Annotated in this window: 22 protein-coding genes; 10 read left to right on the forward strand and 12 right to left on the reverse strand. The window is 66.6% G+C overall.

Annotated elements, in window-relative coordinates:
• Positions 1–126 precede the first annotated feature (126 nt).
• Positions 127–348 carry an RNA-binding S4 domain-containing protein gene (locus ACFWU5_RS22020; RefSeq protein ID WP_379245188.1) on the reverse strand — a complete coding sequence of 74 codons (222 nt, stop codon included), beginning with the start codon at positions 346–348 and terminating at the stop codon, positions 127–129.
• 109 nt (positions 349–457) lie between these two features.
• Between ACFWU5_RS22020 and lysX the strand changes: the two genes are divergently transcribed.
• From lysX to ACFWU5_RS22040, 4 genes are all read left to right on the forward strand, one after another.
• A complete protein-coding gene (gene lysX, locus ACFWU5_RS22025; RefSeq protein ID WP_379268531.1) occupies positions 458–3,781 on the forward strand; it encodes a bifunctional lysylphosphatidylglycerol synthetase/lysine--tRNA ligase LysX in 3,324 nt (1,107 codons plus the stop codon).
• 102 nt (positions 3,782–3,883) lie between these two features.
• Positions 3,884–4,144 (forward strand): hypothetical protein, encoded by a 261-nt coding sequence (locus ACFWU5_RS22030; RefSeq protein WP_379268533.1) that lies wholly within the window; start codon positions 3,884–3,886, stop codon positions 4,142–4,144.
• Between the two features lie 34 nt (positions 4,145–4,178).
• Positions 4,179–4,871 carry a hypothetical protein gene (locus tag ACFWU5_RS22035; protein ID WP_379245194.1) on the forward strand — a complete coding sequence of 231 codons (693 nt, stop codon included), beginning with the start codon at positions 4,179–4,181 and terminating at the stop codon, positions 4,869–4,871.
• Positions 4,872–4,899: 28 nt separating this feature from the next.
• Entirely contained in the window at positions 4,900–5,514 is a 615-nt protein-coding gene (locus ACFWU5_RS22040; RefSeq protein WP_379268535.1) for a histidine phosphatase family protein, read from the forward strand.
• Between the two features lie 56 nt (positions 5,515–5,570).
• Here the strand turns inward: ACFWU5_RS22040 and ACFWU5_RS22045 are convergent, their stop codons facing one another.
• The 10 genes from ACFWU5_RS22045 to gltB all read right to left on the reverse strand — a co-directional run bounded on the left by ACFWU5_RS22045 (position 5,571) and on the right by gltB (position 17,043).
• On the reverse strand, positions 5,571–6,470 hold the full coding sequence (locus ACFWU5_RS22045) for a cutinase family protein (RefSeq protein WP_379268537.1): 900 nt from the start codon (positions 6,468–6,470) through the stop codon (positions 5,571–5,573).
• Positions 6,471–6,738: 268 nt separating this feature from the next.
• A complete protein-coding gene (locus ACFWU5_RS22050) occupies positions 6,739–7,110 on the reverse strand; it encodes a hypothetical protein (protein WP_379268539.1) in 372 nt (123 codons plus the stop codon).
• Between the two features lie 10 nt (positions 7,111–7,120).
• Entirely contained in the window at positions 7,121–7,597 is a 477-nt protein-coding gene (locus ACFWU5_RS22055) for a roadblock/LC7 domain-containing protein (protein WP_379245202.1), read from the reverse strand.
• Entirely contained in the window at positions 7,594–8,520 is a 927-nt protein-coding gene (locus ACFWU5_RS22060) for a hypothetical protein (protein ID WP_379268541.1), read from the reverse strand. Before ACFWU5_RS22060 ends, ACFWU5_RS22055 begins: the two co-directional genes overlap by 4 nt.
• Positions 8,517–8,897, reverse strand: a complete 381-nt coding sequence (locus tag ACFWU5_RS22065; RefSeq protein WP_379245206.1) for a hypothetical protein — start codon at positions 8,895–8,897, stop codon at positions 8,517–8,519. Before ACFWU5_RS22065 ends, ACFWU5_RS22060 begins: the two co-directional genes overlap by 4 nt.
• A 305-nt stretch (positions 8,898–9,202) precedes the next feature.
• Positions 9,203–9,847 carry an SEL1-like repeat protein gene (locus ACFWU5_RS22070; protein WP_379268543.1) on the reverse strand — a complete coding sequence of 215 codons (645 nt, stop codon included), beginning with the start codon at positions 9,845–9,847 and terminating at the stop codon, positions 9,203–9,205.
• A 196-nt stretch (positions 9,848–10,043) separates the two neighbouring features.
• Entirely contained in the window at positions 10,044–10,484 is a 441-nt protein-coding gene (locus tag ACFWU5_RS22075) for a type II toxin-antitoxin system VapC family toxin (RefSeq protein ID WP_379268545.1), read from the reverse strand.
• Positions 10,481–10,741, reverse strand: a complete 261-nt coding sequence (locus ACFWU5_RS22080) for a hypothetical protein (RefSeq protein WP_379268547.1) — start codon at positions 10,739–10,741, stop codon at positions 10,481–10,483. The genes ACFWU5_RS22075 and ACFWU5_RS22080 overlap by 4 nt, the downstream gene beginning before the upstream one ends.
• A gap of 105 nt (positions 10,742–10,846) precedes the next feature.
• Complete coding sequence (locus tag ACFWU5_RS22085; RefSeq protein ID WP_379268549.1) at positions 10,847–12,319, reverse strand: glutamate synthase subunit beta; 1,473 nt, start codon at positions 12,317–12,319, stop codon at positions 10,847–10,849.
• 56 nt (positions 12,320–12,375) lie between these two features.
• Positions 12,376–17,043, reverse strand: coding sequence for a glutamate synthase large subunit (gene gltB / locus ACFWU5_RS22090; RefSeq protein WP_379268551.1), 4,668 nt, complete (start codon positions 17,041–17,043; stop codon positions 12,376–12,378).
• Positions 17,044–17,953: 910 nt separating this feature from the next.
• On the opposite strand from gltB, the gene ACFWU5_RS22095 reads away from it, so the two are divergent.
• The 6 genes from ACFWU5_RS22095 to ACFWU5_RS22120 all read left to right on the forward strand — a co-directional run bounded on the left by ACFWU5_RS22095 (position 17,954) and on the right by ACFWU5_RS22120 (position 25,894).
• Positions 17,954–19,738, forward strand: coding sequence for a DUF4407 domain-containing protein (locus ACFWU5_RS22095; protein ID WP_379268552.1), 1,785 nt, complete (start codon positions 17,954–17,956; stop codon positions 19,736–19,738).
• 163 nt (positions 19,739–19,901) lie between these two features.
• Positions 19,902–21,455 (forward strand): adenylate/guanylate cyclase domain-containing protein, encoded by a 1,554-nt coding sequence (locus tag ACFWU5_RS22100; RefSeq protein ID WP_379268553.1) that lies wholly within the window; start codon positions 19,902–19,904, stop codon positions 21,453–21,455.
• A gap of 258 nt (positions 21,456–21,713) precedes the next feature.
• Complete coding sequence (locus ACFWU5_RS22105) at positions 21,714–22,598, forward strand: hypothetical protein (protein ID WP_379268554.1); 885 nt, start codon at positions 21,714–21,716, stop codon at positions 22,596–22,598.
• Positions 22,595–23,620, forward strand: coding sequence for a DUF4129 domain-containing protein (locus ACFWU5_RS22110; protein WP_379268555.1), 1,026 nt, complete (start codon positions 22,595–22,597; stop codon positions 23,618–23,620). The genes ACFWU5_RS22105 and ACFWU5_RS22110 overlap by 4 nt, the downstream gene beginning before the upstream one ends.
• Positions 23,617–24,603, forward strand: coding sequence for an AAA family ATPase (locus tag ACFWU5_RS22115; RefSeq protein WP_379245230.1), 987 nt, complete (start codon positions 23,617–23,619; stop codon positions 24,601–24,603). The genes ACFWU5_RS22110 and ACFWU5_RS22115 overlap by 4 nt, the downstream gene beginning before the upstream one ends.
• 4 nt (positions 24,604–24,607) lie before the next feature.
• A complete protein-coding gene (locus ACFWU5_RS22120) occupies positions 24,608–25,894 on the forward strand; it encodes a DUF58 domain-containing protein (protein ID WP_379268557.1) in 1,287 nt (428 codons plus the stop codon).
• A gap of 180 nt (positions 25,895–26,074) precedes the next feature.
• Here the strand turns inward: ACFWU5_RS22120 and ACFWU5_RS22125 are convergent, their stop codons facing one another.
• Positions 26,075–26,821, reverse strand: a complete 747-nt coding sequence (locus ACFWU5_RS22125) for an RDD family protein (RefSeq protein WP_379268559.1) — start codon at positions 26,819–26,821, stop codon at positions 26,075–26,077.
• Position 26,822: the final 1 nt, after the last annotated feature.

Consider the following 26,822-nt stretch of genomic DNA (forward strand, 5'->3'; position numbering starts at 1 on the left):
CAGAGGCGCAGCCTCCAGCAACGGTGGCTAACTCGCGGCCCCTCAGGGGCCGCGCTCGAGCGCGCCAGCGCTCCAAAAACACAGCCTCAAACAATCTGGGACCACTCAAACCCCGAAGTCAGGGCACTATCCCTGAGACACTCGCGCTTTGTTCCCCGCCAACAACACAACATCCCCAACTTCCAACTGCCGCCCGCGACGCAGCTCCACCTCGTCGTTGACGCGCACCAACCCCTGCGCGATCACCGTTTTGGCTTCGGCCCCCGAATCGATCAGGTTGGCCAGCTTCAAGAATTGCCCGAGCCGGATGACTACGTCATCAATAGGCACATCGACTGGTTCCGACATGCGCTAATACTTACCCTCTCCCCTGTTTCCGCGAGCAACCGCCCCCGCCCACGGACACGCCGCGCCCACCGCCCCCACCTTCCACGCCGCGGGCACGCACACTGGACCGGTGACTTCCGTGCAAACCGAGCAGCAGCCAACCGTCGAGCCTTCGGCGCAGCCGGGCAGCGGGTCGACCGTGCACCGCCCACACGGCCGGTTGTCCGAGCTACCGCACATCATCGGCACCGCGCTGGGGGTGTTCTCGGTGCTGTGCCTGCTGTGGAGTTTGTCGCCTGCGCTGCGGCATCTCACGCAGGTGCCGCGCCACTACATCGACCAGTACTACTTCGACGCCCCCGAGACCAGTCTCGTGTGGGCGTTGGTGGTCGGTCTGTTGGCCGGTGCGACCGCGAGCCGTAAGCGGATCGCGTGGTGGCTACTGGTGGGCTACATGCTGTTGTTCGCGGTCGCCAATATCGCGGAGTACACCGACAAGCACGACACCGACGCACTGGTCGCGTGCGTGGTGCACCTGGTGGTGGTCGTGCTGTTGGTGGTGGCGCACAAGCAGTTCTATACGCGCGTGCGGCCGGGGGCGCTGTGGAAGGCGCTCGGGGTATTGGTGGCGGGCCTTGGTGTCGGGTGGTTGGTCGGCTGGGGATTGATCGAATTGTTCCCCGGCACTTTGATTTCCGATGGGTGGCAGCGTCCGCTGTGGTCGATGTATCGGGTGTCGGGTGCGGTCCTGGTCGACAACGAGCATTTCGACGGGCGACCACCGCACCTGGTGAACTTCGCGCTGGGCCTGTTCGGTGCGATCGCACTGTTGGCCGCGGTGATCGTGCTGTTGCGTTCCCAGCGCGCCGACAATGCCATGACCGGCAAGGACGAGTCGGCCATCCGCGGCCTGTTGGTCGCCGCCGATGTCGAGGATTCGCTGGGCTACTTCGCCACCCGCCGCGACAAGGCGGTGGTTTTCGCGCCGAACGGCAAGGCCGCCATCACCTATCGGGTGGAGCTGGGGGTGTGCCTGGCCAGCGGCGATCCGATCGGTTCGAAGGAATCGTGGCAGGGCGCGGTGCGGGCGTGGCTGCAGCAGGCCGACCGATTCGGGTGGGCGCCCGCGGTGATGGGCGCGAGTGAGATCGGCGCGACCGCCTACCGCGATGCGGGGATGTCGGCGCTGCGGCTGGGCGACGAGGCCATCCTCGACACCCGCACGTTCTCGCTGGCGGGCCCACACATGAAGCAGGTGCGTCAGGCCGCGAATCGTCTTCGCAAGCAAGGGTATTCGGTGCGGGCGCGCCGGTGGCGGGACATCCCGGCCGACGAGTACGCGCCGATCATCGCCCGCGCCGACGCCTGGCGCGACACCGAGACCGAACGCGGGTTCTCGATGGCGCTGGGCCGACTCGGCGACCCGCTGGACGGCGACTGCCTGCTGGTGGAGGCCGTCGACGGTGACGACCAGGTGCGCGGCATGTTGTCGTTCGTGCCGTGGGGTCGCACGGGGGTGTCGTTGGAGTTGATGCGGCGCGATCCGAGCAGTCCCAACGGCGTGATGGAACTGATGATCTCCCAGCTGGCGCTGACCTCGGACCAGTACGGCATCACCCGAATCTCGTTGAACTTCGCGGTGTTTCGCTCGGTGTTCGAGGAGGGCGGGCAAATCGGCGCAGGCCCGATCCTGCGCGCGTGGCGTCGGGTACTGCTGTTCTTCTCGAAATGGTGGCAGCTCGAGGCGCTGTATCGCTCGAATGTGAAGTACCACCCGCGCTGGGTGCCGCGGTTCTTCCTGTACGAGGACAGTCGACAGTTGCCGCGGGTGGCGATGGCGTGTGGGCTGGCGGAGGGTTTCCTACCGCGGATCGGCAAGGAGCCCGACGCCGCCGTACACACCGGCATCACTTCGGCCGTGCCCGCGACCGTCACCGGCCTGCACGGCGACGGCAGCCCGCCGGAACTGCCCGACGGCGCCGATACCGACCAGGGTCCGCGCAGGCCGGAGCAGGTGCGGGTGCGCCTGGACAAACTCGACCGCCTGACCGCCACCGGCATCGACGCCTACCCGGTGGCCTACCCGCCGACCCACGACATCGCCCAAGCTCGCCGCTGCCCCAAGGGCACCACGGTGCGAATCGCGGGGCGTATCTTGCGGATTCGCGACTACGGCGGCGTGATCTTCGCGGTGGTGCGGGACTGGACCGGCGAGATCCAACTGGTGATCGACCGCGACCGGGTGGGCGCCGAACGCAGCAACGAGTTCACCGAATTCTTCGATCTGGGCGATCTGATCGAGGTGAGCGGGCAGATCGGCACCAGCCGCAACGGCGAACTGTCGCTGCTGGCGCAGGACTGGCGGATGAACGGCAAGTGCCTGCACCCGCTGCCCGACAAGTGGCGTGGGCTGGCCGATTCCGAGGCCAAGGTCCGGCAGCGGTACGTGGACATGGCGATCAACCCGGAGACCAGGGAGCTGATGGCCAAGCGCAGCGCGGTGCTGCATTCGTTGCGAGATTCGTTGTACGCCTGGGGTTTTCTGGAAGTGGAGACCCCGATCCTGCAGCAGGTGCACGGTGGTGCCAACGCGACACCGTTCCGCACCCACATCAACGCCTACGACCTGGACCTGTACCTGCGCATCGCCCCCGAGCTGTACCTGAAACGGCTGTGCGTGGGCGGCATGGAGAAGGTGTTCGAAATCGGGCGCACGTTCCGCAACGAAGGCGTGGACTTCAGCCACAATCCCGAGTTCACGATCCTGGAAGCCTATGAGGCGCACAGTGATTACCTGCAGATGATGCACCTGTGCCGTCGACTGATCCAGCACGCGGCGATGGCGGCCAACGGTGCCGAGGTGGCGTTGCGGCCCACCGACGACGGCTTCGAGACCGTGGACATCTCCGGCGAGTGGCGGGTGAAGACCGTGCACGGCGCGGTGTCGGAGGCGATCGGCACCGAGATCACCGCGCGCACCGAACTGGACCGACTGCGTGAACTGTGCGACGAAGCGGGCGTGCTCTACCAAAGTGGTTGGGACGCAGGGCAAGTGGTGCTGGAAATGTACGAGCACCTGGTCGAATCACAGACCACCTACCCCACGTTCTACCTCGACTTCCCCACCTCGGTCTCCCCGCTGACCCGCTCGCACCGCAGCATCGACGGACTGGCCGAACGCTGGGATCTGGTGGCTTGGGGCGTCGAATTGGGCACGGCCTACAGCGAACTCACCGACCCGGTCGAACAGCGGCGCCGACTCACCGAACAGTCGATGCTGGCCGCGGGCGGCGACCCCGAGGCGATGGAACTGGACGAGGACTTCCTGCAGGCCCTCGAACACGCGATGCCACCCACGGGCGGGCTCGGCATGGGCGTGGACCGGGTGGTCATGCTGATCACCGGGCGCAGTATTCGCGAAACGCTGCCGTTCCCGTTGGTGAAACCGCGGTAGAAACGGGTACAGCTGTAAACGAATCGCAGCACACCGGCGATCACTATCTGCTCCGAAACCTCTAGCGACAGCGCTAGTCTCGGAGTTCCGGCGCCGGGAGGGATGTCGGACCACCAATACTCGGGATGGGATCACATGTACCTGGACTTGCTCACCACCGCCGCACTGGTCGACCCGCACGTGTTCATCGACACCGTAGCGAGCTCGGACGCGGTCAACGCCACCACGGACCTGCTCGCGAAAAAGAAGAAGAGCAACAAGGGCATGCTCATCGGCGGCATCTGCTGCCTGGTCGTGGTGGTGCTGATCGTGGGTGGCATCTACCTGATGAAGAACAAGAAGAAGGGCAACGGCCAGCCATGATCTGATCCGGGGCTCGCGGCGATAGCCTGCGTACATGGCTAGCGAACGCAGCGAGTCCCGCGACGGTTACCTGCTGGTCAAGGGGCTGTCGGCGACCATGGTCGGTGCGGTGTTCCTGCTGCTGCGCATGTTCGCGATCTCCGACTACGAGTGGGACAGCGCCTTCGCGCTCGCCGACATCCTCAGCCTCGAAGACGTGGTCGGCATGGTGCTGGGCACCCTGATGGCCGACCCGGTGCTCGGTGGTGCGGCGATCGCGGTGCTGTGGCCCGCCGCGATCGTCACCCGGATCCGGATGGGTCGCCCGACCTGGGACAACGCGGGCAACCTCGCGTGGCTGATCATCGTCACGCTGTTCGCGGTGTCGCTGCTGCTGAGCTTCCACATGTGGTGGGTACTGGTGTTGACCTTGGTGATCGTAGCGGTGGTGACATTCCTGCTGCGGGCGGGCGCGCACGGTCAGGACCGGTGGGGCGCGGCGGTCGCGCACTGGTACATCGCGGGCACGGTCGTGCTGATCACCGTGATCGGGCTGGTTTTCGCCGCGGTGCTGCGGGTGCCGTGGGCGCCGCTGGAGCGGATCGAAACCAAGAAGGGGCCGGTGGTCGGGTACGTCATGCGGGTGTCGCCGGGTTATCTCGATGTGCTGGTGGAGAAGGGGCGCGACATGATCGTGGTCGATACCGACGAGGTCACCGCCCGCGAGGAATTGGACGAGGCACCGTAGTTCCAGCCGGGGCCCCTAGGGTGTGGGGGTGCAGCTGATTCTTGTGCGTCATGCCCAGCCCGAACGCGTCGTGGGGGTTACCACCGCCGCGGACCCCGGTCTCACCGAGATCGGCCGTCTGCAGGCCGACCGGGTTCCGGCCGTGTTGGCTCCGCACGCGATCACCCGCATCGTCAGCAGCCCACAGCGCCGGGCCCGCGATACCGCGCTGCCGACCGCGACCGCGCGCGAACTAGCCGTCGAGGTCATCGACGATCTGGCCGAATACGATCGCGACCTGCCCGCTTACATTCCGATCGAGGATGCGAAAACCGAGCTCGCGCACGCCTATGCGCGGATCAAGGCCGGGTATCTGCCCGAGGAGATCGATGGGCCGGCGTTCACCGCGCGGGTCCTGGCCGCCGTCGAAAAGCTGTTTGCCACAACGGCTCCCGATGACACGGTCGTCGCGTTCGCTCACGGCGGTGTCATCAACGTGTTGCTCGCCGACGTCCTCGGCCTACTGCGACCGCTGACGTTCCCCATCGACTACTGCTCGGTCACGCGAATCCTGTACTCGCGCACCGGCACCCGCACCGCCGCCACCATCAACGAGAACGGCCACGTCTGGGACCTGCTGCCACGAGCCCTGTCTCGCAAATAGACCAGCGCAGCAAAAAGCCCGGCGCCGCAGCACGCGACACCGGGCTCCGAGAACCGTCAGGCCTGCTGAGCGATCCAGTTGTGCATCCACGAGATAGCGGTCTGCCCGCCACCCACCGAGTAACTGCCGTACAGCGTGTGCGCCTGCGAGCGGTAGAACTGCTCGAGATCCTTGGCCCGCTTCTGGTTGGCGGCGTCGGTCAGCTGCGCGCCCAGCGTGGGCACGCCGCCGTGCATCATCAGGTCGTTCATGATGGCGCCCGCTTCGATCTGGTAGCGCCACAGGTTCGCCGGGTTGGCGTCCGAGCTCTGGGCAAGGAAGCCCGCGAAGCGAGTCACGAAATCGTCGGTGGCGGTGGCGCAGTACAGGTCGTCGACCGCGCAGATGGTGCGCGTGCGGTCGCTGAGCCAGCCGAAGCCGCCCGGACGAGCACCACCGGCACCCGCGCCCGCGGCGTGCGGGCCGACCTGCACGTCGGTGGGCGAGCGGCGCGGATCGGAGATCAGGCCGACCGCGGCGACCCGGTCCTGCGGGATCGTGCTGATGCCGGTGCCGATCTCGGCGGCCAGATCGCCCGCGGCGTCGGCACCCTGGCTGTAGCCCACGATGGCGGCCTTGGTGTCACCGCAGAACGCGAGCTTCGCGGTGATCAGCGAGCGCGCGGCATCCACGGCCTGCTTCTTGGAGTTGCCGTAGACATCGCCTTCCCAGGGGAACGCGGTCGCGGCGTAGGTGACGTAGTCGACGTCGGTGTTGCGGGGTAGGCCGTTGGTGACACCGGCGAGCATGCCGGGACCGGGCGACTTGTCATGGCCGGTTTCCCAGGTGCCGGGAATGGCTACTACGTACAGACTCGGGCAGGCCGGCGCCGCGTGCGCGCTCGAGCTGCCGACAACAATTCCGGACATCGTCGCGGCGAACGCTCCCATAGCCGCGACAACCTTCTTCACCTGCATACCGCTCCAGTCCAACCTTGCCCGCGCGTGCACGGGCAAACCCCGATACCTGACGTTGTGGCCCCAGACCTCGCCGCGAATCACAATAGGCGTCCGGGTCCCGCCGTGCCACATGACCGGTGATCTTGTGACTCGACGCACCGATATTGTCCCGTGCGCGAGCGAACAGCACGGGTCGACCAGTTGTCCCAGCGTTCATTTCGCACCGAGGACACGGAAATGTCGGCGGCACACCAGCGCCGCCGACATCCCCCCAGGGACGAAACCCCTAGACCTCGAGGTCTTCTTCGATGCCCTTGAGCTTGTGCCGGGCCAGTGCCAGGTTGGCGCGGCCGCGATCCAGGGCCAGGTACAGGAACAGGCCCTTGGACTTGCGCCCGGTCATCGGGCGGATCACGTGGTACTGGTTGCCCAGGGTGATCAGCATGTCCTCGATCTCCTCGTTGAGACCCAGCTGCTCGATCGTGCGCATCTTCGCGCGCACCACCTCGGTGTTGCCCGCGGCGGCGACCTGCAGGTCCAAAGCCTTGCTGCTGCTGAGCATCCCCAGTGCCATACCGCTGCTGTAGTCCACGATCGCGGCGCCGATCGCGCCGTCGATCACCATCATGTCCTTCAGAGCCAGATCCATATTCGACATGTCGTGCCTTTCATTCGAGTGCCGGCGTCGCCAGATGGGCGGCGATGGCGCGTGCTACCGGTCGCGACTCCAGGTGGAGTCGGCCGACGTTTATTTCCGGACCCGCGAGCACGGCCAGGCAGGTGTAGCCGGCGGCGTAGATCACCACCTGCCCCTCCGTGCCGTGCACGACGACCTCGTTGAAGCCGCCGCCGTGCGCGGTGTTGGCCAGTCGGTACGACAGCGACAACTGCGCGGCCGACAGCGCGGCCATGCCCGCCGGTTCCAAGTGGGCGGGCAGGTCGTGTTCGATGAGCAGACCGTCACCCGAGGCCACCAGCGACCCCACGATCTGCGGTAGTCGTTCGCGCAACGACTTCAGCTCGGCTTGCACCACCGGATAGTGCTGTGGCGCACCGTGTTCCGGCCTGCCGTTGTCGGGCGCGGTCATCGGCACCTTGGTCAACCTTCCCCTCCATTCACCGAGCAGTTTCTTCCGCACGGTCACGCAAGCTCCTCCAACGCCGCCCTGAGCCGGATGAGTATTTCGCGATCCACCTGTTCCCACTGTTCGGGTTGCGCTGGGTGGGAACGGGTTACGCGAAACTGGGTGGACGCGGTCGCTTCCTCGTCGATCGCGTGCCTGCCCGATCGTGCGCCCGTTCCCTGCGGGGAGCGGACCGGTCCCAGGCTGCCGGGTATGCGTTTGGGCAGCGAGGGCACGTGGGGTGTCGAAGTGTTCGACGGTTCGTGGTCGGCCAGTGTCGGTGCCAGCGTGAGGTGGCGGCCGCGGTTTTCGACGTTGACCTGCTGCGGTGGCTCGATCACACCCGCGGCGGTGAGTTGGCGCACGGCGACCAGGCAGCCGTAGGTGGTGCGGCCCAGTTCCCTGGCGATGTCGGCGATGCTGCGACGCGTGTCGGCCGCGGCCAGCACTTCGACCTGACTTCCGGTGAGCAACAGTTGGTTTCGCTTGACGCGCCGCGCCGGCACGACCGGGACCATGGTCACCAGGTCGGCGGACCACGCACTGTCGTCGCTGTCGCTGCGGCGTTCGCATTCGTGCACGAGTGCGCGCGGGGCGATATGGCAGACCGGGGCAAGCCAATGTTCTGGTGTGGCAAGGAATTCCGGCTCGTCGTCGGAGGCCAGCAAGAAATACGCGGCGTCGAAAACCGAGAGCAGCGCAAGTGTTTCCAGTTGGGGGCGATGGAGCAGTGGGCCGGGGTCGCCCGCGCCCGCTCTGCGCCAATCCTCCGCCGTTGCTACACCGGCCTCCACGGCCAATCTGTCGAGGCCGATGGTTCGCTCGCAACCCACCGACGCGATAGTGCCACGCACCAGGTGGAATTCGCCGTCGCCCGCGCGCAATATGCCGGTGGAGCCTTCTTCGCCGAGGCGATGCAATTCGTCGGCCAGTGCCACGCTCATCGGTTCCCGCCCGTCAATTCCTCCAGCGCCGACCGCAGCTGATAGCGGGCCATGCCCAGATTGCCGGTGTCGCCGTCGAATTCGACGTGCATGAACAACCGGCCGTCGAAGTCACCGTCGACCAGGTGCAATAGGTGAAAACCCCTGGTCCGGCACACCACGATCTCGGTGAGGTCGTCGTCGGCGCTGCCCAGCGCGGTGCACCCCAGCGCCGCGCGCACCACATCGGTGGTGCCCGCCGCGTCCTCGTGTTCGTCGATGCCGTGCCGCTGGCCCGCCCCTGCGATGGCCAACCCACTCGCCCCGTCCACCAGTGTCACACTGCGCGCCCCGGGAATGTCCATGATGCGCTTCAAGCAGCCATCAAGTGAATTCACCGCGCCCCCGAACGTCCTCGTTTGTCGATCGGGAACGACGGTATACCCGCGGGCTATTCGCCGCATCTCGAACGCCGGAAAATTGCTGTCGCACAATATGTTTGCTGGGGTTTGCTGGTAAACCGCGCGGTATCAATACTTTTCAGTAACTCACCCGATGGTTCGCTGCCACCCGCTATAACCGGTGATCACTGTGCGAATCCACTGTTCAGCGATTACCGGGCGAACTATCGTTTCGGATTCTTCGCAAGCATCGCCGAATCGAACGCGCGCAGTTCCCATCGATGGGAACGCAATAGTGCGAATCAGCCTGCCGCGCGGCGGTACCAGGCTTGCGCTTCCCGGTGCGCGCCTTGGGATTCCAGCAGGGCGGCCAGATTCGCCATCGCACGGGGGTGGCCCAGATCGGCGGCGCGACGGAAGCAGCGGCGTGCCTCCGTGGTGGCGCCACGGTCTCGCAGCAGCATGCCTAAGTTGTTCACGGCATCGATGTCACCGTGATCGGCAGCCTCGCCGTACCAGGCCTCGGCATCGTCGAAGCGGTGCTGGTCTTCGCACAGGCGCGCCAGGTTGTACATCGCGTCGACATGGCCCGCCATAGCCGCGTGGTGGTACCAAGTTTCGGCGTCCACACGATCACCGGACTGGTAGAGCATCGTGGCCAGGTTGTACATGGCGTTGCTGTTGCCGCCCGCGGCCGCACGGCGGTACCAGGATTCGGCCTCGTCGAGCTCGCCGAACTGATCGAGCAGCACCGCGAGATTGTTCATCGACCGCGTATGACCCGCCGCCGCGGCACGCCGAAACCACAGCTCCGCCGCCTCGAAATCGCTGTGGTCGTGGTAGAAGTGGGCGAGATTGTGCATGGCGGTACCGTCACCGCCCTGCGCGGCTCGGCGAAGGTTCGCCAACGTTCCCGGCGGCAACGGCACAGCTCCCCCTCGGATCACCGGTTACACCTAGACACGGAAAGTCTATGTGCTGCACCGGAGATGAGCTAGGTCGTTTGCCGAGGCACCGAACCTGTTGCACCACATACCCGTTCATACCCCCACGCACATTCCCCGCAAACCCGCAGGTACCCGGCAACGTGTCCGGATTCGGCGGCCGATCCGCGGTGTGTGGGGGGAATGACAAAAGTTGGCCTCAATCCGGTGCCCGCACCACGATCCGAGCCGACGGCACGGTGGCGGCCAGCCGGGTGATGTCGTGCGGGTCGGAGGTGATCACCATGCCGCCACCATGCTGCGCGCAGACCGCGACAACATGCGCGTCCGCGATATATTCGCTGCCGACACCCGCACCCGCCAGGACAGCCCCCACCTGCCTGGCCAGAGTGAAATCCGTTTCGGCCAGTGCGATCGCGCGGTTGCCCGAGTTATCCGGGAGCTTCCGCGTCACCAACGTTTCGACCCCACGCGTGCGCGCAACCCCACGACACACCTCCGCGCAGATCACGGCAGGCACGATCACATCGCTGCCGCGCGCGTAAGCCTCGGCCAGCAGCGCCCGTAACCGAGCAGGCGGCTTCGCTTCCGACGCCGCCGACAGCCCGGCCGAGTCCAACACCACGGGCAATGCGTTCACGCGATGTCTCGCATTCGCGCAGCCGCATCCAACTCATCGAAGGCCGCGCGCGCGTACGCGGTGTCGGAGTCGGAAACCGGCCCCAACTCGCGGTCCCAGGATTCGATCAGCGCGCCCAACGCCGCACGACGAGCCAGGCGGTCGACATGTTCGGTCAGAGCCGCGTTCACCACCGCGGACAGGTGCGAATCGCCCAGCTCGCGTGCCAGGTCGACGATCTCTTCGTCAACCGTTACAGTGATCTTACGTTTGGCCATACTTTTATCCTACCTCGACTGCCGCATAAGCGGGGCCATCACCGCGGCACAGAAAAAGGCACCCGCGGACTCGAAAGTCCGCGGGTGCCTTGGTTGTTCAGCAGGTCAACGCTGGGCGACTGCCGTCGGGGGGATCGGCGCGGGCAGCGCGGTTTCGCCCTCGAGGAACTTGTCGACTGCCGAGGCGGCGGCGCGGCCCTCGGCGATGGCCCACACGATCAGGGACTGGCCGCGGCCCATGTCGCCGGCGACGAACACGCCGGGGATGTTGGTGGCCCAGTTCTTGTCGCGCTGGACGTTGCCGCGACCGTCGTAGCCCACGCCCAGGTCGGTGAGCAGGCCCGGCTTCTGCGGGCCGACGAAGCCCATCGACAGCAGGACCAGGTCGGCCTCGAGGGTGAAGTCGGTGCCTTCGACCTTCTCGAAACGGCCGTTGGACATCTTGACCTCGTGGGCCTCGAGACCGGTGACCTTGCCGTCCTTGCCCACGAAACGCTCGGTGTTCACCGAGAACAGGCGTTCGCCGCCCTCTTCGTGTGCCGAGGCGACGCGGTACATCAGCGGGTAGGTCGGCCACGGGGTCGAGCCCGCGCGCTCCTCGGGAGGACGCGGCATGATCTCGAACTGGTGGACCGACTCGGCGCCGTGGCGGTGCGAGGTGCCCAGGCAGTCGGCGCCGGTGTCGCCGCCACCGATGATGATGACCTTCTTGCCCTTGGCGTGGATCGGGGGCAGGCCTTCTTCGTCGGCGATGTCGTCACCGAGCTGGACCCGGTTGGACAGCGGCAGGAACTCCATCGCCTGGTGGATGCCGTCGAGCTCGCGCCCGGGGATCGGCAGGTCGCGGGCGATGGTGGCGCCACCGGCCAGCACGATCGCGTCGAAACGCTCACGCAGCTGCTCGGCGGTGATGTCGACACCGACATTGACGCTGGTCTTGAAGATGGTGCCTTCGGCCTCCATCTGGGCCAGACGACGGTCGATGACCGACTTCTCCATCTTGAATTCCGGGATGCCGTAGCGCATCAGGCCACCGATGCGGTCGTCCCGCTCGAACACGGTCACGGTGTGACCGGCGCGCGTCAGCTGCTGGGCGGCGGCCAGACCGGCCGGGCCCGAACCGACGACGGCGATCTTCTTGCCGGTCAGGCGGGTCGGGTACACCGGGGTGACCCAGCCTTCGTCGAAGGCGTTCTCGATGAGTTCGACCTCGACCTGCTTGATGGTGACCGGCTGCTGGTTGATGCCGAGCACGCAGGACGCCTCACACGGGGCGGGGCACAACCGACCGGTGAACTCCGGGAAGTTGTTGGTGGCGTGCAGGCGGTCGATGCCTTCGCGCCACGCACCCTTGTACACCAGGTCGTTCCACTCGGGAATCAGGTTCCCCAGCGGACAACCCTGGTGGCAGAAGGGAATTCCGCAGTCCATGCAGCGGCTGGCCTGGGTCTGCAGGGTCTGCTTGGTGAAGGACTCGGTCTCGTAGACCTCTTTCCAGTCCATCAGTCGCAGATCGACCGGACGACGGGCCGGGGTTTCCCGCGAGGTGTGCTTCAAAAAACCTTGTGGGTCAGCCACGAGCCGCCCCCGAAGAATCACTGTGCTGTGTCGACATCATCGTTAAAACTCCTTGACTAACCACGAGCCGCCTCCATGATCGCCGTGTCGACATCCTTGCCGGCCTTTTCGGCCTCGGAGATGGCGAGCAGAACCTTCTTGTATTCGCGGGGCATGACCTTCACGAAATGGTTCACCTGCTGGGACCAGTCGCTCAGGATGCGTTCGGCCACAGCCGATCCCGTTTCGTCACGGTGGGTGGTGATGATGTCGCGCAGCCAGGTGAAGTCGTCACCGGACAGCTGCTCGATCGCCTCGATCTGATCCGGGTTGACCCGACCGGGCAGCTTGCCCTCCGGGTCGTAGATGTAGGCCACACCACCGGACATGCCTGCACCGAGGTTGCGCCCGGTGTCACCGAGGATGACCACGCGACCACCGGTCATGTACTCGAGCGCGTGGTCGCCCACACCCTCCACGACCGCGGTGGCACCGGAGTTACGCACGCCGAAGCGTTCGCCCGCGACACCGTTGATCAGGATGCGACCGCTGGTGGCGCCGAACATGATCACGTTGCCCGCGATGATGTTGTCTTCGGCGACAAAGCTTTCCGGTGCGTCGGTCGACGGACGGACCACGATGCGGCCACCCGACAGACCCTTGCCGACGTAGTCGTTGGCGTCACCGAACACGCGCAGCGTGATGCCGGCCGGGACGAACGCGCCGAAGCTGTTGCCCGCCGAACCGGTGAAGGTGATGTCGATGGTGTCGTCGGGCAGGCCCGCGCCACCGTAGAGCTTGGTCACCTCGTGGCCGAGCATGGTGCCGACCGTGCGGTTGACGTTGGTGATCTTGGATTCGATCTTCACGGCCTGGCCACGCTCGAGCGCCGGGGCGCTCTGCGCGATCAGTTCGTTGTCCAGCGCCTTGTCCAGCCCGTGGTCCTGGGTGGTGGTGCACCGGGTGTCCTGGTTCATGAACGCCGTTTCCGGCATGTCCAGGATCGGCGACAGGTCCAGCTTGGCGGCCTTGTAGTGCTGCTTGGCGGCGGCGGTGTCGAGCAGGTCGACGCGGCCGACGGCCTCGTCCAGCGTGCGGAAACCGAGCTCGGCGAGCAGCTCACGGACCTCTTCGGCGATGAACATCATGAAGTTCTCGACGAATTCCGGCTTGCCGGTGAAACGCTCACGCAGAACCGGGTTCTGGGTGGCGATGCCGACCGGGCAGGTGTCCAGGTGGCACACACGCATCATGACGCAGCCCGAGACCACCAGGGGCGCGGTCGCGAAACCGAACTCCTCGGCGCCGAGCAGCGCGGCGATCATCACGTCGCGGCCGGTCTTCATCTGACCGTCGACCTGGACCACGATGCGGTCACGCAGGCCGTTGAGCAGCAGCGTCTGCTGGGTCTCGGCCAGGCCGAGCTCCCAGGGACCACCGGCGTGCTTCAACGAAGTCAGCGGCGAAGCGCCGGTACCGCCGTCATGACCCGAGATGAGCACGACGTCGGCGTGTGCTTTGGACACACCGGTGGCGACGGTGCCGACACCCGGCTCCGCGACAAGTTTCACGTGAATCCGAGCCTGCGGGTTCGCGTTCTTCAGGTCGTGGATCAGCTGGGCCAGATCCTCGATCGAGTAGATGTCGTGGTGCGGCGGCGGGGAAATGAGACCCACGCCCGGCGTGGAGTGCCGCACCTCGGCGACCCACGGGTACACCTTGTGCGCGGGCAGCTGGCCGCCCTCGCCCGGCTTGGCGCCCTGGGCCATCTTGATCTGGATGTCGGTGGCGTTGGTCAGGTAGTGCGCGGTGACGCCGAAGCGACCCGACGCGACCTGCTTGATCGCCGACCGACGCCAGTCACCGTTCTCCTCGACCTCGAAGCGAGCGGGGCTTTCGCCGCCCTCACCGGAGTTCGAGCGAGCGCCGATGCGGTTCATCGCGATCGCGAGGGTCTCGTGCGCCTCGGCCGAGATGGAGCCGTAGCTCATCGCGCCGGTCGAGAAACGCTTCACGATCTCGGACGCGGGCTCGACCTCGTCGATGGAGATCGGCGCGCGCTGACCCGACTTGAACTTGAACAGCCCACGCAGCGCGGCGAGGCGCTCGGACTGATCGTCGACCAGCTTGGTGTACTCCTTGAAGATCGAGTACTGACCGGTGCGAGTCGCGTGCTGCAGCTTGAACACCGTGTCCGGGTTGAACAGGTGGTACTCGCCCTCACGACGCCACTGGTACTCGCCGCCGACCTCGAGCTCGCGGTGCGCGCGCTCGTTGCGGTTCTCCAGGAACGCCACGCGATGGCGGATGGCCACCTCTTCGGCGATCTCGTCGAGACCGATGCCGCCCAGCGGGGAGCGCAGACCGGTGAAGTACTCGTCGACCAGGTCCTGCGCCAGGCCGATGACCTGGTACAGCTGGGCGCCGTTGTAGGAGGCCAGCGTGGAGATGCCCATCTTCGACATCACCTTGAGCACGCCGTTGGAGCCCGCGGTGCAGTAGTTCGCGACGGCCTTGCGGAAGTCGGCGTCGTGGTTGCCGGTGCTGCCGGGCATCTCCAGCGAGCCGCGCTCGAGCATGTCCTCGATGGTCTCGAAGGCCATGTACGGGTTGATCGCGGCGGCACCGAAACCGATCAGCAGAGCCATGTGGTGCACCTCGCGGGCGTCACCGGCCTCCACGACCAGGCCGACCATGGTGCGAGTGCGTTCGCGCACCAGGTGGTGGTGCACCGAGGAGGTGAGCAGCAGCGACGGGATCGGCGCCAGCTTCTCGTTGGACTCACGGTCCGACAGCACGATGATCCGCGCGCCACCGTCGATGGCGGCCGATACCTGGGTGTTGATGGCCTCGAGTGCCTTGCGCAGACCCTCGCCGCCCTCGGCGACCGGGTACAGACCGCGCACGACCACCGAGCGCAGGCCCGGCTGGCTGCCGTCGTCGTTGATGTGCACGAGCTTGGCCAGCTCGTCGTTGTCCAGAATGGGCTGTTCGAGCGCGATCTGACGACAGGAGTCAGGGCCCGGGTGCAGCAAGTCGGCCTCGGGGCCGAGGTTGCGCTTGAGGCTGGTGACGACCTTTTCACGAATCGCGTCGAGCGGCGGGTTCGTGACCTGTGCGAACAGCTGCGAGAAGTAGTCGAACAGCAGACGCGACCGGTTCGACAGCACCGCGATCGGCGTATCGGTACCCATCGAGCCCAGTGCCTCGCCGCCGGTCTTGGCCATCGGCGTGATCAGCAGGTTCAGGTCCTCGGTGGTGTATCCGAAGATCTGCTGACGGATCAGCACGCGGTCGTGCGACATGTGCACGTGCGGGCGGTCGGGCAGGTCGGCGAGACGGCTGACGCCCTCGTCGAGCCACTGCTGGTAGGGCTCCGCCTGGGCGAGCTCCGACTTGACCTCTTCGTCGGTGACGATGCGGCCCTTTTCGGTGTCGACCAGGAACATCTTGCCCGGCTGCAGGCGGATCTTCTGGACCACGGTCGACGGATCGATGTCGAGCACGCCGACCTCGGACGCCAGCACGACCAGGCCGTCTTCGGTGACCCAGATGCGACCCGGGCGCAGACCGTTGCGGTCGAGCACGGCGCCGATCTTGGTGCCATCGGAGAAGCAGACCGCCGCCGGGCCGTCCCACGGCTCCATCAGCATCGAGTGGTACTCGTAGAACGCACGCCGCTCGGGGTCGAGGTTCTCGTTCCGCTCCCACGCCTCGGGGATCATCATCATGATCGCGTGGTGCAGCTCGCGACCGCCCAGGTGCAGCAGTTCCAGCACCTCGTCGAAACGCGCGGTATCGGACGCGCCGGGGGTGCAGACCGGGAAGATCTTCTGCAGACGGTTCTTGCCCGCCTCGTCCTTGCCGAACACGTCGCTGCGCAGCAGCGCCTCACGGGCGCGCATCCAGTTCTCGTTACCGGTGACGGTGTTGATCTCACCGTTGTGAGCGACCCGACGGAACGGGTGCGCCAGCGGCCACGAGGGGAACGTGTTGGTGGAGAAGCGCGAGTGCACGATGCCCAGTGCGGACTCCACGCGCTCGTCGTGCAGGTCCAGGTAGAACGCGCGCAGCTGCGGCGTGGTGAACATGCCCTTGTAGATGAAGGTCTGGCCGGACAGGCTCGGGAAGTACACCGATTCCTTGCCGACAGTGCCCTCACCGGGACCGGCCTGGCCGAGCTCGTGCTCGATCCGCTTGCGGATCACGTAGGCGCGACGCTCCAGGTCCATGCCCGACAGCTGCTCGGCGGAGTTCTTGGGCGAACCGATGAAGATCTGCCGCAGGGTCGGCATGGCATCGCGCGCCAGTGCGCCCAGCGACGACTCGTCGATGGGGACCTCGCGCCAGCCGAGAACGGCCAGACCCTCTTCGGTGACGATCTTCTCGACGCCGTAGGCGGCACGTGCGGCTTCGCGACGGGCCTGCGGCAGGAAGGCGATACCGGAGGCGTAGGAGCCTTCCGGCGGCAACTCGAAAGTGGCGCCTTCTTCGGCGAGGATCGCACGGAAGAACTTGTCCGGCAGCTGCAGCAGGATGCCCGCGCCGTCGCCGGAGTTCGGCTCGGCACCCGCAGCACCGCGGTGCTCCAGGTTCAGCAGGGCCGTGATGGCCTTGTCGACGATGTCTCGACTGCGCCGTCCGTGCATGTCGGCGACGAACGCGACGCCACAGGCGTCGTGTTCGAATGCCGGATCGTAGAGCCCGGTGACTCCGGGTGACCTGTGGCCAGGAAGTTGCGTCATGCCTCTGCCTTCAAGAAAGTCGGCTGTCGATGTCGGCCACTCAGCGAGCTGAGCGTGGGCCCTTCGTCGTTTCGCCTCCGTCAAGACTGCGTCCGTACGATCCACAAACCAGCGGCGATGATGGTTCGGGGCGTTGACGTAGTTGGGGTGCTCAGAGGTAACGGGATGCTTACTCATCCCTTACCTCTGTGCGGGGTTTCACCCGCTACTCTTGGCCCGGTTTCACCGGCCCTCGATCGGGTGGTTGTGCCGAACATGGGTGCGTTCGGCGTAAGAGCAAACGATAAGTCAGACGGCAGACCCAACCAACTAAGGTTGAGCTAACTACCCCGTCTAGCTGGGCTTTGTAACGACCGCTTGCATCGTCGCGCGCGTCGTCCAGTGTAAAGCAGACCGGGGCCTGGATCGATCCCGAACAACCCGTGCTCACCTGCGCGAACACCGTCGACGAGCAGCCTGCGATCAGCCTTCGACCCGAGGCCGAAAGCTGAACTCACCTGCACCGCAGCAGATTTCCCGTTCCTTGACCTGGTCAAACCTGCTATCCCCGCTAACCAGGGGTGTGGGCGGTGAGATATTCCCGACACGGGCCCCGACGAGCGCGCCAGTGGGCCGACCGTACGGTCTGTATTGTCGAATGTGCGCCACAGCACACCGCTGGCTAACTCTGGGCAGTGTCCTTGGACACAAATTCGGCGCGGGCGGCGGTTCGCCTCGGCTCGCCGGGTGTGACACGCCGAGGTCGTCGCCGAAATGTCGGGCGCGCGCACGATGCCCGGTCGACATGACTGTGAGGCTGACCACAAGCGACCCTTCGACGCTCGGTGTGTCGCCTGACGGCCTGTCACGCTGACAGCACGAATCCATGACAGTTTCGCCATGCCTGTGGAGCTCGACCCGGGGAGAATTGATGACCGGCTTACTCACCTGGCTGGGCGGCGGGCTCGCCACGCCCGCGCGTAGGGACCCCGAAACGGGCGCTGACCAGGCCTACAACCATGAACAGAGCCGCTACCTGATCACCGGTGCGGCGGTAGCGCTGTTCGCGGTGATCGCGGGACTGGTGGCGATGGCCGCGCTGCTGGCCGCCTCGAGCGGGGTGGTTCTCGCGGTGCTGTTCGCGCTGGTCGTCGTGGTCGCCGCGGGTGCGCTCGGGCGGGCATTGGCCACCACGCGTCCCGGTGCCGACGACGATCGGCTCGGTATGGCCGCCCGGATCGGTGTCGGCGTGCTGGCCGGGGCGTTCGTCGCCGAACTGGCCGCCACCGTGCTGCTGGGCGCCACCGTCGACCGGGAACTGGACGTGCGCGCGCACGCCGACGCCGAGAACGCGCCCGCAGTGGTCGCCGCCCGCACCTCGTTCGACCTGGCCACCGCCGACCGCGGGGCCCTTGACCTGAGCATCGCCAAGTCGCAGGCCGAGATCGACCGGTCGCTGGTGATCGCGCGGTGCGAGTTCAACCCGACGCCGGAATGCCCGCAGACCAGGATCACCGGCGTACCGGGTCGCGGTCCCGAAGCGCAGACCGCCAACGACATGCTCGACGACGCCCGCAAGCAACTGGCCACCTCGCAGGGTCGCATCGAAGGCCTCGACCAGCGGGTTCGCACCGAATCCGCCGCCCTTGCCGCCGCGCGGACCACCGCGTTCGCCGAGGGTGACCGAGGGCTGGGCGCGCGCTGGTTGGCCATGAACAGCTACACCTCGTCGCACGCCGGTGCCGCCGCTTTGCGACTGCTCATTCTTGTCGCCGGAGTCGTGCTCGCCCTGCTGCCGCTGCTGCTGCGCTGGTGGCGCGGGGAAACCTCCCTGGATCGTCGCGTCGACGCCGCCGAGGTCGCGGATCGGGCCCAGCGTGAAGCCGACGCCGCCATCGCGGTGAAACGCGCCGAGGTCCGCACCGAAACCGCGGCGATGCGCGCCGAACACGAGCTCACCGCCGCACAACTGGCCATCGAGGCCGATACCGTGATCGATCGAGAACGTCAGCGCACCAGGATCATCGCCGCGATCGGCGGTTTCGAGCTCGGATTCTCCGAGCCGCATCGAAAGGACGACTCCGTGTCTCTGGAGCCGAACGTGACATCGCAGCTGCCCGCCGGGTACGTCCAGCACGCGCTGCCCACCGGGACCTCGGGGGCGTTGGTGCCCGCGCAGCAGGCCCCTGTTCAGCCGGCGCCCAGTGGCGGCCTGGAACTGCCGATCATCGGGACCGTGCCGTTCACCGATACCGCCGCGCGGTGGATTCGTCCGCTGGTGCCCGCGTTCGTGGCCAACGCCTTCGACTCGGCCACGCATCCCATGCGGACCGCGCGGCAGGCGTTCGAGGAGGTCGAAGAGGTGACGTTCACGCTGCGGCGCACTCGCAAGGTCGCTGTCGATACGCAGGATTCCTCGGCGCCGCAGGCCGTGCCCGCCGGATATCAGCTGCAGGGACAGCCCGTCCAGGGATTCCTGCCGCCCGGCGCCTACCAGCAGCAGCCGTACGCGCAGCAGATCGCCTCGAACGTGGTCGACGCGCCGTCCAGCCGGTTCCATCCGGATCCGCGGCAGTACCAGTCGGCGCCGAACTACTCCGCGCTGCCCGCCGGTCAGGGCAATGGACTGCCCGGTGGACACGGGCACGGCGAGCTGCCCGGCCGCCACGACGAACTGCCCGGCAACGATCCGCGTCAGCTGCCGCCCGCGCGCTGAGTGAACACTTGTACATCGAATAGCTGCGCAGACGCGTTCTCGTGCGGCTGCCCGGTGGATGATCACAAAACCGGTGACTACCAGTTTGTATAGCGGCCCGACGCGGGCAGTGACCTGAGCTACTCTACTGCCGGTACCGGGTAGACCGGTTTACAGTTCGAGGGTGATCAACCGCGATGGACCCGCCGGCGTGAGATCAGCGCCGTGGGGCTCCCCGCTGCTCGGACCGGTCGACGAGAAGTCGATGGCGCGCCGCGTTCGAGTGCAGTTGTTGCTCACCATTCCGCTGATCATCGCCAATCTCATCGGCATCACCATGGTCGTGGTGCTCGCCGGCTTCGTGCTGCCGGGGCCCACGGTGTTCACCAGGGAATTGTTGCTGGTCAACACCGTGATCACACCGGTCTGTGCCGGGCTGGCGCTGGCCGTCGGCACGGTGTGGGGCACGGTGGCCGGGGTGCGGTCGATGCGCTGGGCCACCGACACCGAACAGGTGCCGACGCCGCACGAACAGCGCGTCACCGTGTCGGCGCCGCGCTGGATGGTGTTGCAGCAGGCGGTGCTGTGGACGTTGACGCTGATCGTGCTCACCGTGATCTACGGCGTGCTCGAACCCGCGCTCATCCCCAAGGTCGTGCTCGCGATCGGCGCCGCCGCCATCGTCGTGTGCGCCAACTCGTACCTGATCATCGAATTCGCCCTGCGCCCCGTCACCGCGCGCGTGCTCGCCGCCGACCCGCACCGCCGTCGCGGCATCGGCGTATTCGGCCGCACCATGCTGTCGTGGCTGGTCGGGGTCGGGGTGCCGGTCGCGCTGTCGATGACGGTTGCGGTGTGGGCACTGGCCGACCCGGCGGTGAGCAAGGCCCGACTCGCGGTCTGCATGCTCAGCCTCGGCGGGTCGGCGCTGCTGTTCGGGTTGATCCTCATGGCCCAGGTCGTCGCCGCCACGGTCGCGCCGATCAAGGGTGTGCGGCAGGCGCTGCGCCGGGTGGAAAACGGTGACCTCGCCGCCGAGATCCCGCTCTACGACGGCACCGAACTGGGCGAACTGCAGAGCGGGTTCAACATGATGGTGCACGGGTTGCGCGAACGCGCCATGATCGAGGACCTGTTCGGCAAGCACGTGGGCCACGACGTGGCGATGGCGGCCATCGCGTCACAGCCGGTACTCGGCGGCACCGAAACCGAGGCCGCGGCGCTGTTCATCGACATCATCGGATCCACGACGATGGCGGCGACACTGCCCGCACCGGAGATCGTGGGGATTCTGAACCGGTTCTTCGACATCGTCGTCGACGAGGTCGAGCGGCATGGGGGGTTGTTGAACAAGTTCGAAGGAGACGCGGCGTTGGCGGTGTTCGGGACGCCTGCTCCGTTGGAAGACCTTGCGGGGTCGGCGTTGTCTTGTGGGCGGGCTATTCAGCGGCGGCTGAAGGACGCTTCGGATTTGGATGCGGGGATCGGGGTGGCTGCTGGGCGGGTGGTGGCGGGGAACGTGGGCACGCATAACCGGTATGAGTTCACGGTGATCGGGGATGCGGTGAATGAGGCTGCGCGGCTTTGTGAGTTGTCGAAGCAGTACGAGGGGCGGTTGTTGAGTTCGGCTACGACGTTGGAGGCGGCGGGTGCGGGGGAGGCTGCGCAGTGGGTTCTGGGGGAAGAGGTGACGTTGCGGGGGCGGTTGAAGACGACTCGGGTTGCGCTGCCGAAGTAGGGAATTGCCTGGGTAAAACTGGTCCTGGGCTGTATGCGTTGGGTAGGGACTGCCTGGTTAGAACTGGTCCTGGGCTGTGCGCCTTGCTGTGTTTGTTGGAGCGCTGACGCGCTCGAGTCGGGGCCCTTCGGGCCCCCGATCTTCCCTCCCTCCGGGTACTCCTTCGTCGCACCCTCCACTCAGTCCAGATCGGGGCGGGCCCCTCCGTACGAAAAGACATACGGGGTCTAGGTGGGGCGGGTTGGTTACACTCGGCGCGTGCGTCCCCCCGTCGAAACGGTTGGCGCCGTCGGGGCGGGAATCGATCCGGCGCGCAGGTCTTCATCGCTGCCGCCGACGCCACCCACGGTGCCGGTTCGTCCGCTGCGTTTTCGCGAGTTGCTCGATGAGCCGTTCGCGCTGATCCAGGCCCATCTTCGGGCCTTTGCTGTGCTCGGCGGTGGGGCGCTGGTGGTGGGGGTTCTTGTCGTTCTTGCGTTTACCGGGACGGTTTCGCATCTCACCGATGGGTCTGATGCGGGGACCGGGTGGGCTGCGGTGCTGTCGACCGCTACCTGTGTGTGGGTGGTTCGGCTGGTACTGCGCGGGGCGACTACCGCGATTGCGTTGGCCGATTTCAACGGGGTTCGGTACGGGGTGCTCGATGGGCTGCGGGGTGCGAGTCATCATGCGGGGGCGCTGATTTCGGCGCAGATCATGTTCACGCTCAGCGGGGTCGGGGTGTTGCTGTTGGGCAGCATTTTGATCATCACGTATCCGCTTGCGCTGATTTGGCTTTCGAATGTGCGGGCGCGGCGGTTTGTCACCGAGCCGGTGATCGTTGCGGAGGGCGTCGGTTTCGGGGTGGCCGTTGGGCGTTCGAAGGAGCTCATGCACGGGGCGGTCTGGTCGACTGCGGGGTTGTGGCTTACTCAGCGGCTTCTTTTCGCGGCACTTGCTGTGCCCGCGTTCGGGATTCCGTTCTTTCTCACCGATGTCTCCGGTACTCACCAGTGGGCCGTGATCACGTTGCTGGTGGGTGGGTGTCTGCTGGTGGTGGTCGTGAGTGAGATCGTCGAGGCGAACAGTCGCGTGCTCTGCTACATCAGTCGACGGTGTGTGCGTGAGGGCTTGGATATCAGGATTCCGGGTGGTCGCCGATGACGAATCCGCCCGATGGGATTCCGCCGCAGCCACGTCTCGGTGCCGCTGCCGAGCATCGAGCTGCTGCCGAAAGTGCTGCTGGCAGGCGTGATTACGACCGTGCGTTGCGTGAGCGTTTTCGTGCGGTGTTGCGTGGGCTCGAGCAGGACGGCAGTTTGCCGGTTCGTCGTTCTCGCACGGCGCAGGAAACCGCCGATGACGCGACTACCGCTCTGCCGCCGGAGCATTCGGTCGAATTGCACCCGGCCGCACACAGTTTCGATGAAGTTGTCTACGGCGGTCGCGCGGCTACCGAGGACGAATACCGTCGGCTCGAGTACGCCGATCGCTACTCCCAATCCGCGCCGCCGCCGGTCCTCGATCCACAAGAGATCGAGGTTGTCGAGCGAGAACCCAAGCAGCGCAAGAAACTTCCGCCGCTGCCCGCGATTCTGCACAGCCCGCGATTCTGGGCAGCGCTAGCCGCGGGGCTCGCTATTGCCTTGTTGCTCTACGCCACGATGCAGTCCTGCGGCGCCCCGACCGCACCTACTCCCCCCGACTTGCCCGCACCACCGGACCCACCCGACAAACCGCCTTCCGATAACGACTTCGACTTCGGCAGCGGCAAGGACTCGATCTTCACCCGGCTGCCTGGGTGGCTCGCGTTCGGTGGGCTGCAGTTCCTGCTCGCGTTCGCCGCGGTGATCTGGTGGCGGGCGCGCAGGCGGGGGGCGCTGGTCGGTGAGCCGCGACCGGTCGAGGTGCCTGCGAACGAACTGCTCGCCGGTCAGGCGGGGTTGTACCGCAAGTCCGGTGACGTGGCGCACGTGGCGGGGATCTTGCGGTCGGCGACGCTGCGGCGGATCAAGCCGCGGCTGGGCCGGGAGTTCACCGACGATCAGCTCGTGAATACCGTGGCGGCACGTCTCGGCGTGCCCGCCGCGCAGATCGGCACCGTTCTGTTCGGCGAGGTGTCCGACGAGACGACGCTGAATTACATTGCCGCACACCTCGAATGGATCGAGACGGAGCTCGGATGACCGACAACACAGTCCTGCAGAAACCACCGAGCGCGACCGAAGCCGCGGCGGCGCTGGCCGCGTTGCGCACCGAGATCGGCAAGGCGGTGGTCGGCAACGATCAGGCCGTGCTGTACCTGGTGCTGGCGCTGCTGTGCCGCGGCCATGTGCTGCTGGAAGGTGTTCCCGGCGTGGCGAAGACGCTGCTGGTGCGCGCGCTGGCGACCTCGCTGGACCTCGAGCACGCGCGGGTGCAGTTCACCCCTGATCTGATGCCGGGCGATGTCACCGGGTCGCAGATCTACGACCCGCATTCGGCGGAGTTCACCTTCCGCAAGGGGCCGGTGTTCACCAACCTGCTGCTGGCCGACGAGATCAACCGCACGCCACCGAAAACCCAGTCGTCGCTGCTGGAATCGATGGAGGAGCGCCAGGTTTCGGTCGACGGCCAGCCGCGCCCGCTGCCCGATCCGTTCGTGGTGATCGCCACCCAGAACCCGATCGAGCAGGAGGGCACGTACCCGCTGCCCGAGGCGCAGCTGGACCGATTCCTGTTCAAGGTCGATATCAGGCTGCCCGACCGCGACGACGAGTTCCGCATCCTGCAGCGGCACGCCGCCGGCTTCGACCCGCGCGACCTCGGCGCGGCGGGGCTGCGTCCGGTGGCCGGGCCCGAGCACATCGCGGCCGCCCGCGCGGCGGTCGGGCAGGTGACGGTGAGCCCTGAGGTGCTGGCCTACATCGTGGACCTGTGCCGCGCGACCCGCTCCTCCCCCGCCGTCGCGCACGGTGCGTCCACGCGTGGCGCGACCGCGCTGCTGGCCGCCGCGCGTGCGTACGCCTGGCTCAACGGCCGCGCGTATGTGACGCCCGACGACGTGAAAACCGTTGCGATGGCAGTGCTTCGGCATCGTCTGCAGTTGCGGCCGGAGGCGGAGCTGGACGGGGTGAGCACCGAGGGTGTGCTCTCGTCGTTGCTGGTCTCGGTGCCGGTTCCGGTCTAGCGACGTGGTGGTCACAGGCCGGTTCGCGCTGCTCGCCACGGTCGCGGCGGCGGTGGTGATGTTCGTGGTGCCGACAGCTGTGGGTGTGCTGGCCGCGTGCGCGGTGCTGGTGACGGTGCTGCTGGTCGACGTCGCGTTGACCGCGCGGGCCGATGCGTTGTCGGTGACCCGCGAGCCGTTGACGGTGGTGCGGTTGGGTCGCAGCGCCGAGGTGGAGTTGGCGGTCACCAATGTCGGCACGGGCACTGTGCGCGGCACGCTGTGGGACTCATGGCCCGATAGTGCGCGCGCCGAACTGCGCGGCCATCACCTGGACCTGGCGCCGCATACGCGAATCCGGCTGCGTACCAAGCTGACTCCCACCTACCGCGGCGATCGGGTCGCGGGCCCGGTGACGGTGCGGCTGCTCGGACCGCTCGGACTGGCGGGCCGACAGAGCCGCATCGATGTGCCCGCTCGCGTGCGCGCGCTGCCCGCGTTCCGCAGTGAGCGACTGCTGCGTTCGAAGGTGAAGCGGCTGCACCATCTCGAGGGCCGCAATGTGGCCAATACGCGTGGGCAGGGCACCGAGTTCGATTCGTTCCGTGAGTACGTGGCGGGTGACGACGTACGCAGTATCGATTGGCGGGCCACCGCGCGCGCCAACGACGTGCTGGTGCGCACCTGGCGGCCCGAACGCAACCGGCACATGCTGATGGTGGTGGATACCGGGCGGGCCAGTGCGGGCCGGGTCGGCGAGGGCACCCGGCTGGACAGTGCGATCGAGGCGGCGCTGCTGCTGGGTGGGTTGGCTGCGGCGGCGGGTGACACCGTCGACCTGTTGGCCTATGACCAGCGGGTGCGCGCGGAAGTCAGTGGCGTGGGCGGCAATCAGCTGCCGTTGAAACTTATGCACACCCTCGCGGGCGTTACTCCACAGCTGGTGGACACCGATACGACCGGCCTTGTGCGCACGGTGATTTCGCGGGTTCGCAGGCGTGCGTTGATCGTGTGGTTCACCAGTCTGGACGGGCCGACGGTCACCGAGCATCTGCTGCCCGCCTTGCCGACTTTGACCCGTCGGCACCGGGTGCTGATCGTGTCGGTCACCGACCCGGAAATCGCCGCGGCGGCGGGCGATAGGACCGCGGTGTACTCGGCGGCTGCCGCCGAAACCGTGTTGGCCGAGCGCGCTGTGGTGCAGGAATCGCTGCGACGGCGCGGGGTCGCCGTGGTGGCCGCGGCCCCCGATCAACTGCCAGAGGCGCTGGCCGACGAGTACCTCGAACTGAAGCAGTCCGGCTCGCTGTAGGGCTGTGCATAACGCGAATTGTGCACAGCCACACCACATTGTGGATAACGGGAGTTTCCACCGGTACTCACAGCTCATCCACCGGTTCGCTAACAGATTCATCCACAGGGGGATTCGTGCACAGGCGCGTTCGAACATCGCCGAATTCATCCACAGGCGATTCATCCACAGGCTGTGGATCTACACGCGCGAAAGCTGCTGTCGCCGAGCCATGATCGCGCCGAGCACGTGATACGGCGGGTAGCCCACAGGCTGTGGACAACGCAATTCCACACACATCGCCTCGACCAGCTGCGTGCCCAAATAGTGCTGTGTGGGCGGGGTCAATGTCGGCAGGCGGGTGAGATACCGGCGTGCGGCCGCCGCCAATTCATCGGAGATGCCACTGGGATCCAGCCGCGCCGACCAGGCTGTGAGCCACGGCGGCGCGACGGCCAGCGAGGGTGACGGCATGGCCTGCCGGTTGTGGACAACCACCGTTCCAGCCAGCACATCGCCCACCCGTTTGCCGTCGCGTGAACTCAGCGACGTGATCACCGCGACCGCGCCGAACGCGCCGAGCATCCAGAAATCCACAATCGCGCCCGCCAGTCCACGGGTGAGCGCGTGCCGGAAATCGATCGGCCCGGCGTCGGCGCGCACCACCCGCAGACCGAACGCCATCTTGCCCAGTGAGCGTCCGCGCGTGAGGGTTTCACTGCAAACCGGGTAGGCGATCAGCACGGTCACCACCGTGACAACCATGCTCACCGACAGCCAGGCGGAGTCCGCGTCGGTGGTCAACAGGATCACCGTCAGCGCGTACTGCAGCGTCAGCGCCAGCATCAGCTGCAGCGTCAGGTCGAGCAGAAAAGCGCCCGCACGGCTGGGGATGCGCGCGATCGGGAGGTGCAGCGCCACCGCTTCGCCGGTGGTGAATTCAGCCATA

It is taken from the genome of Nocardia sp. NPDC058640 (genome assembly GCF_042716995.1).
GTDB lineage: Bacteria > Actinomycetota > Actinomycetes > Mycobacteriales > Mycobacteriaceae > Nocardia.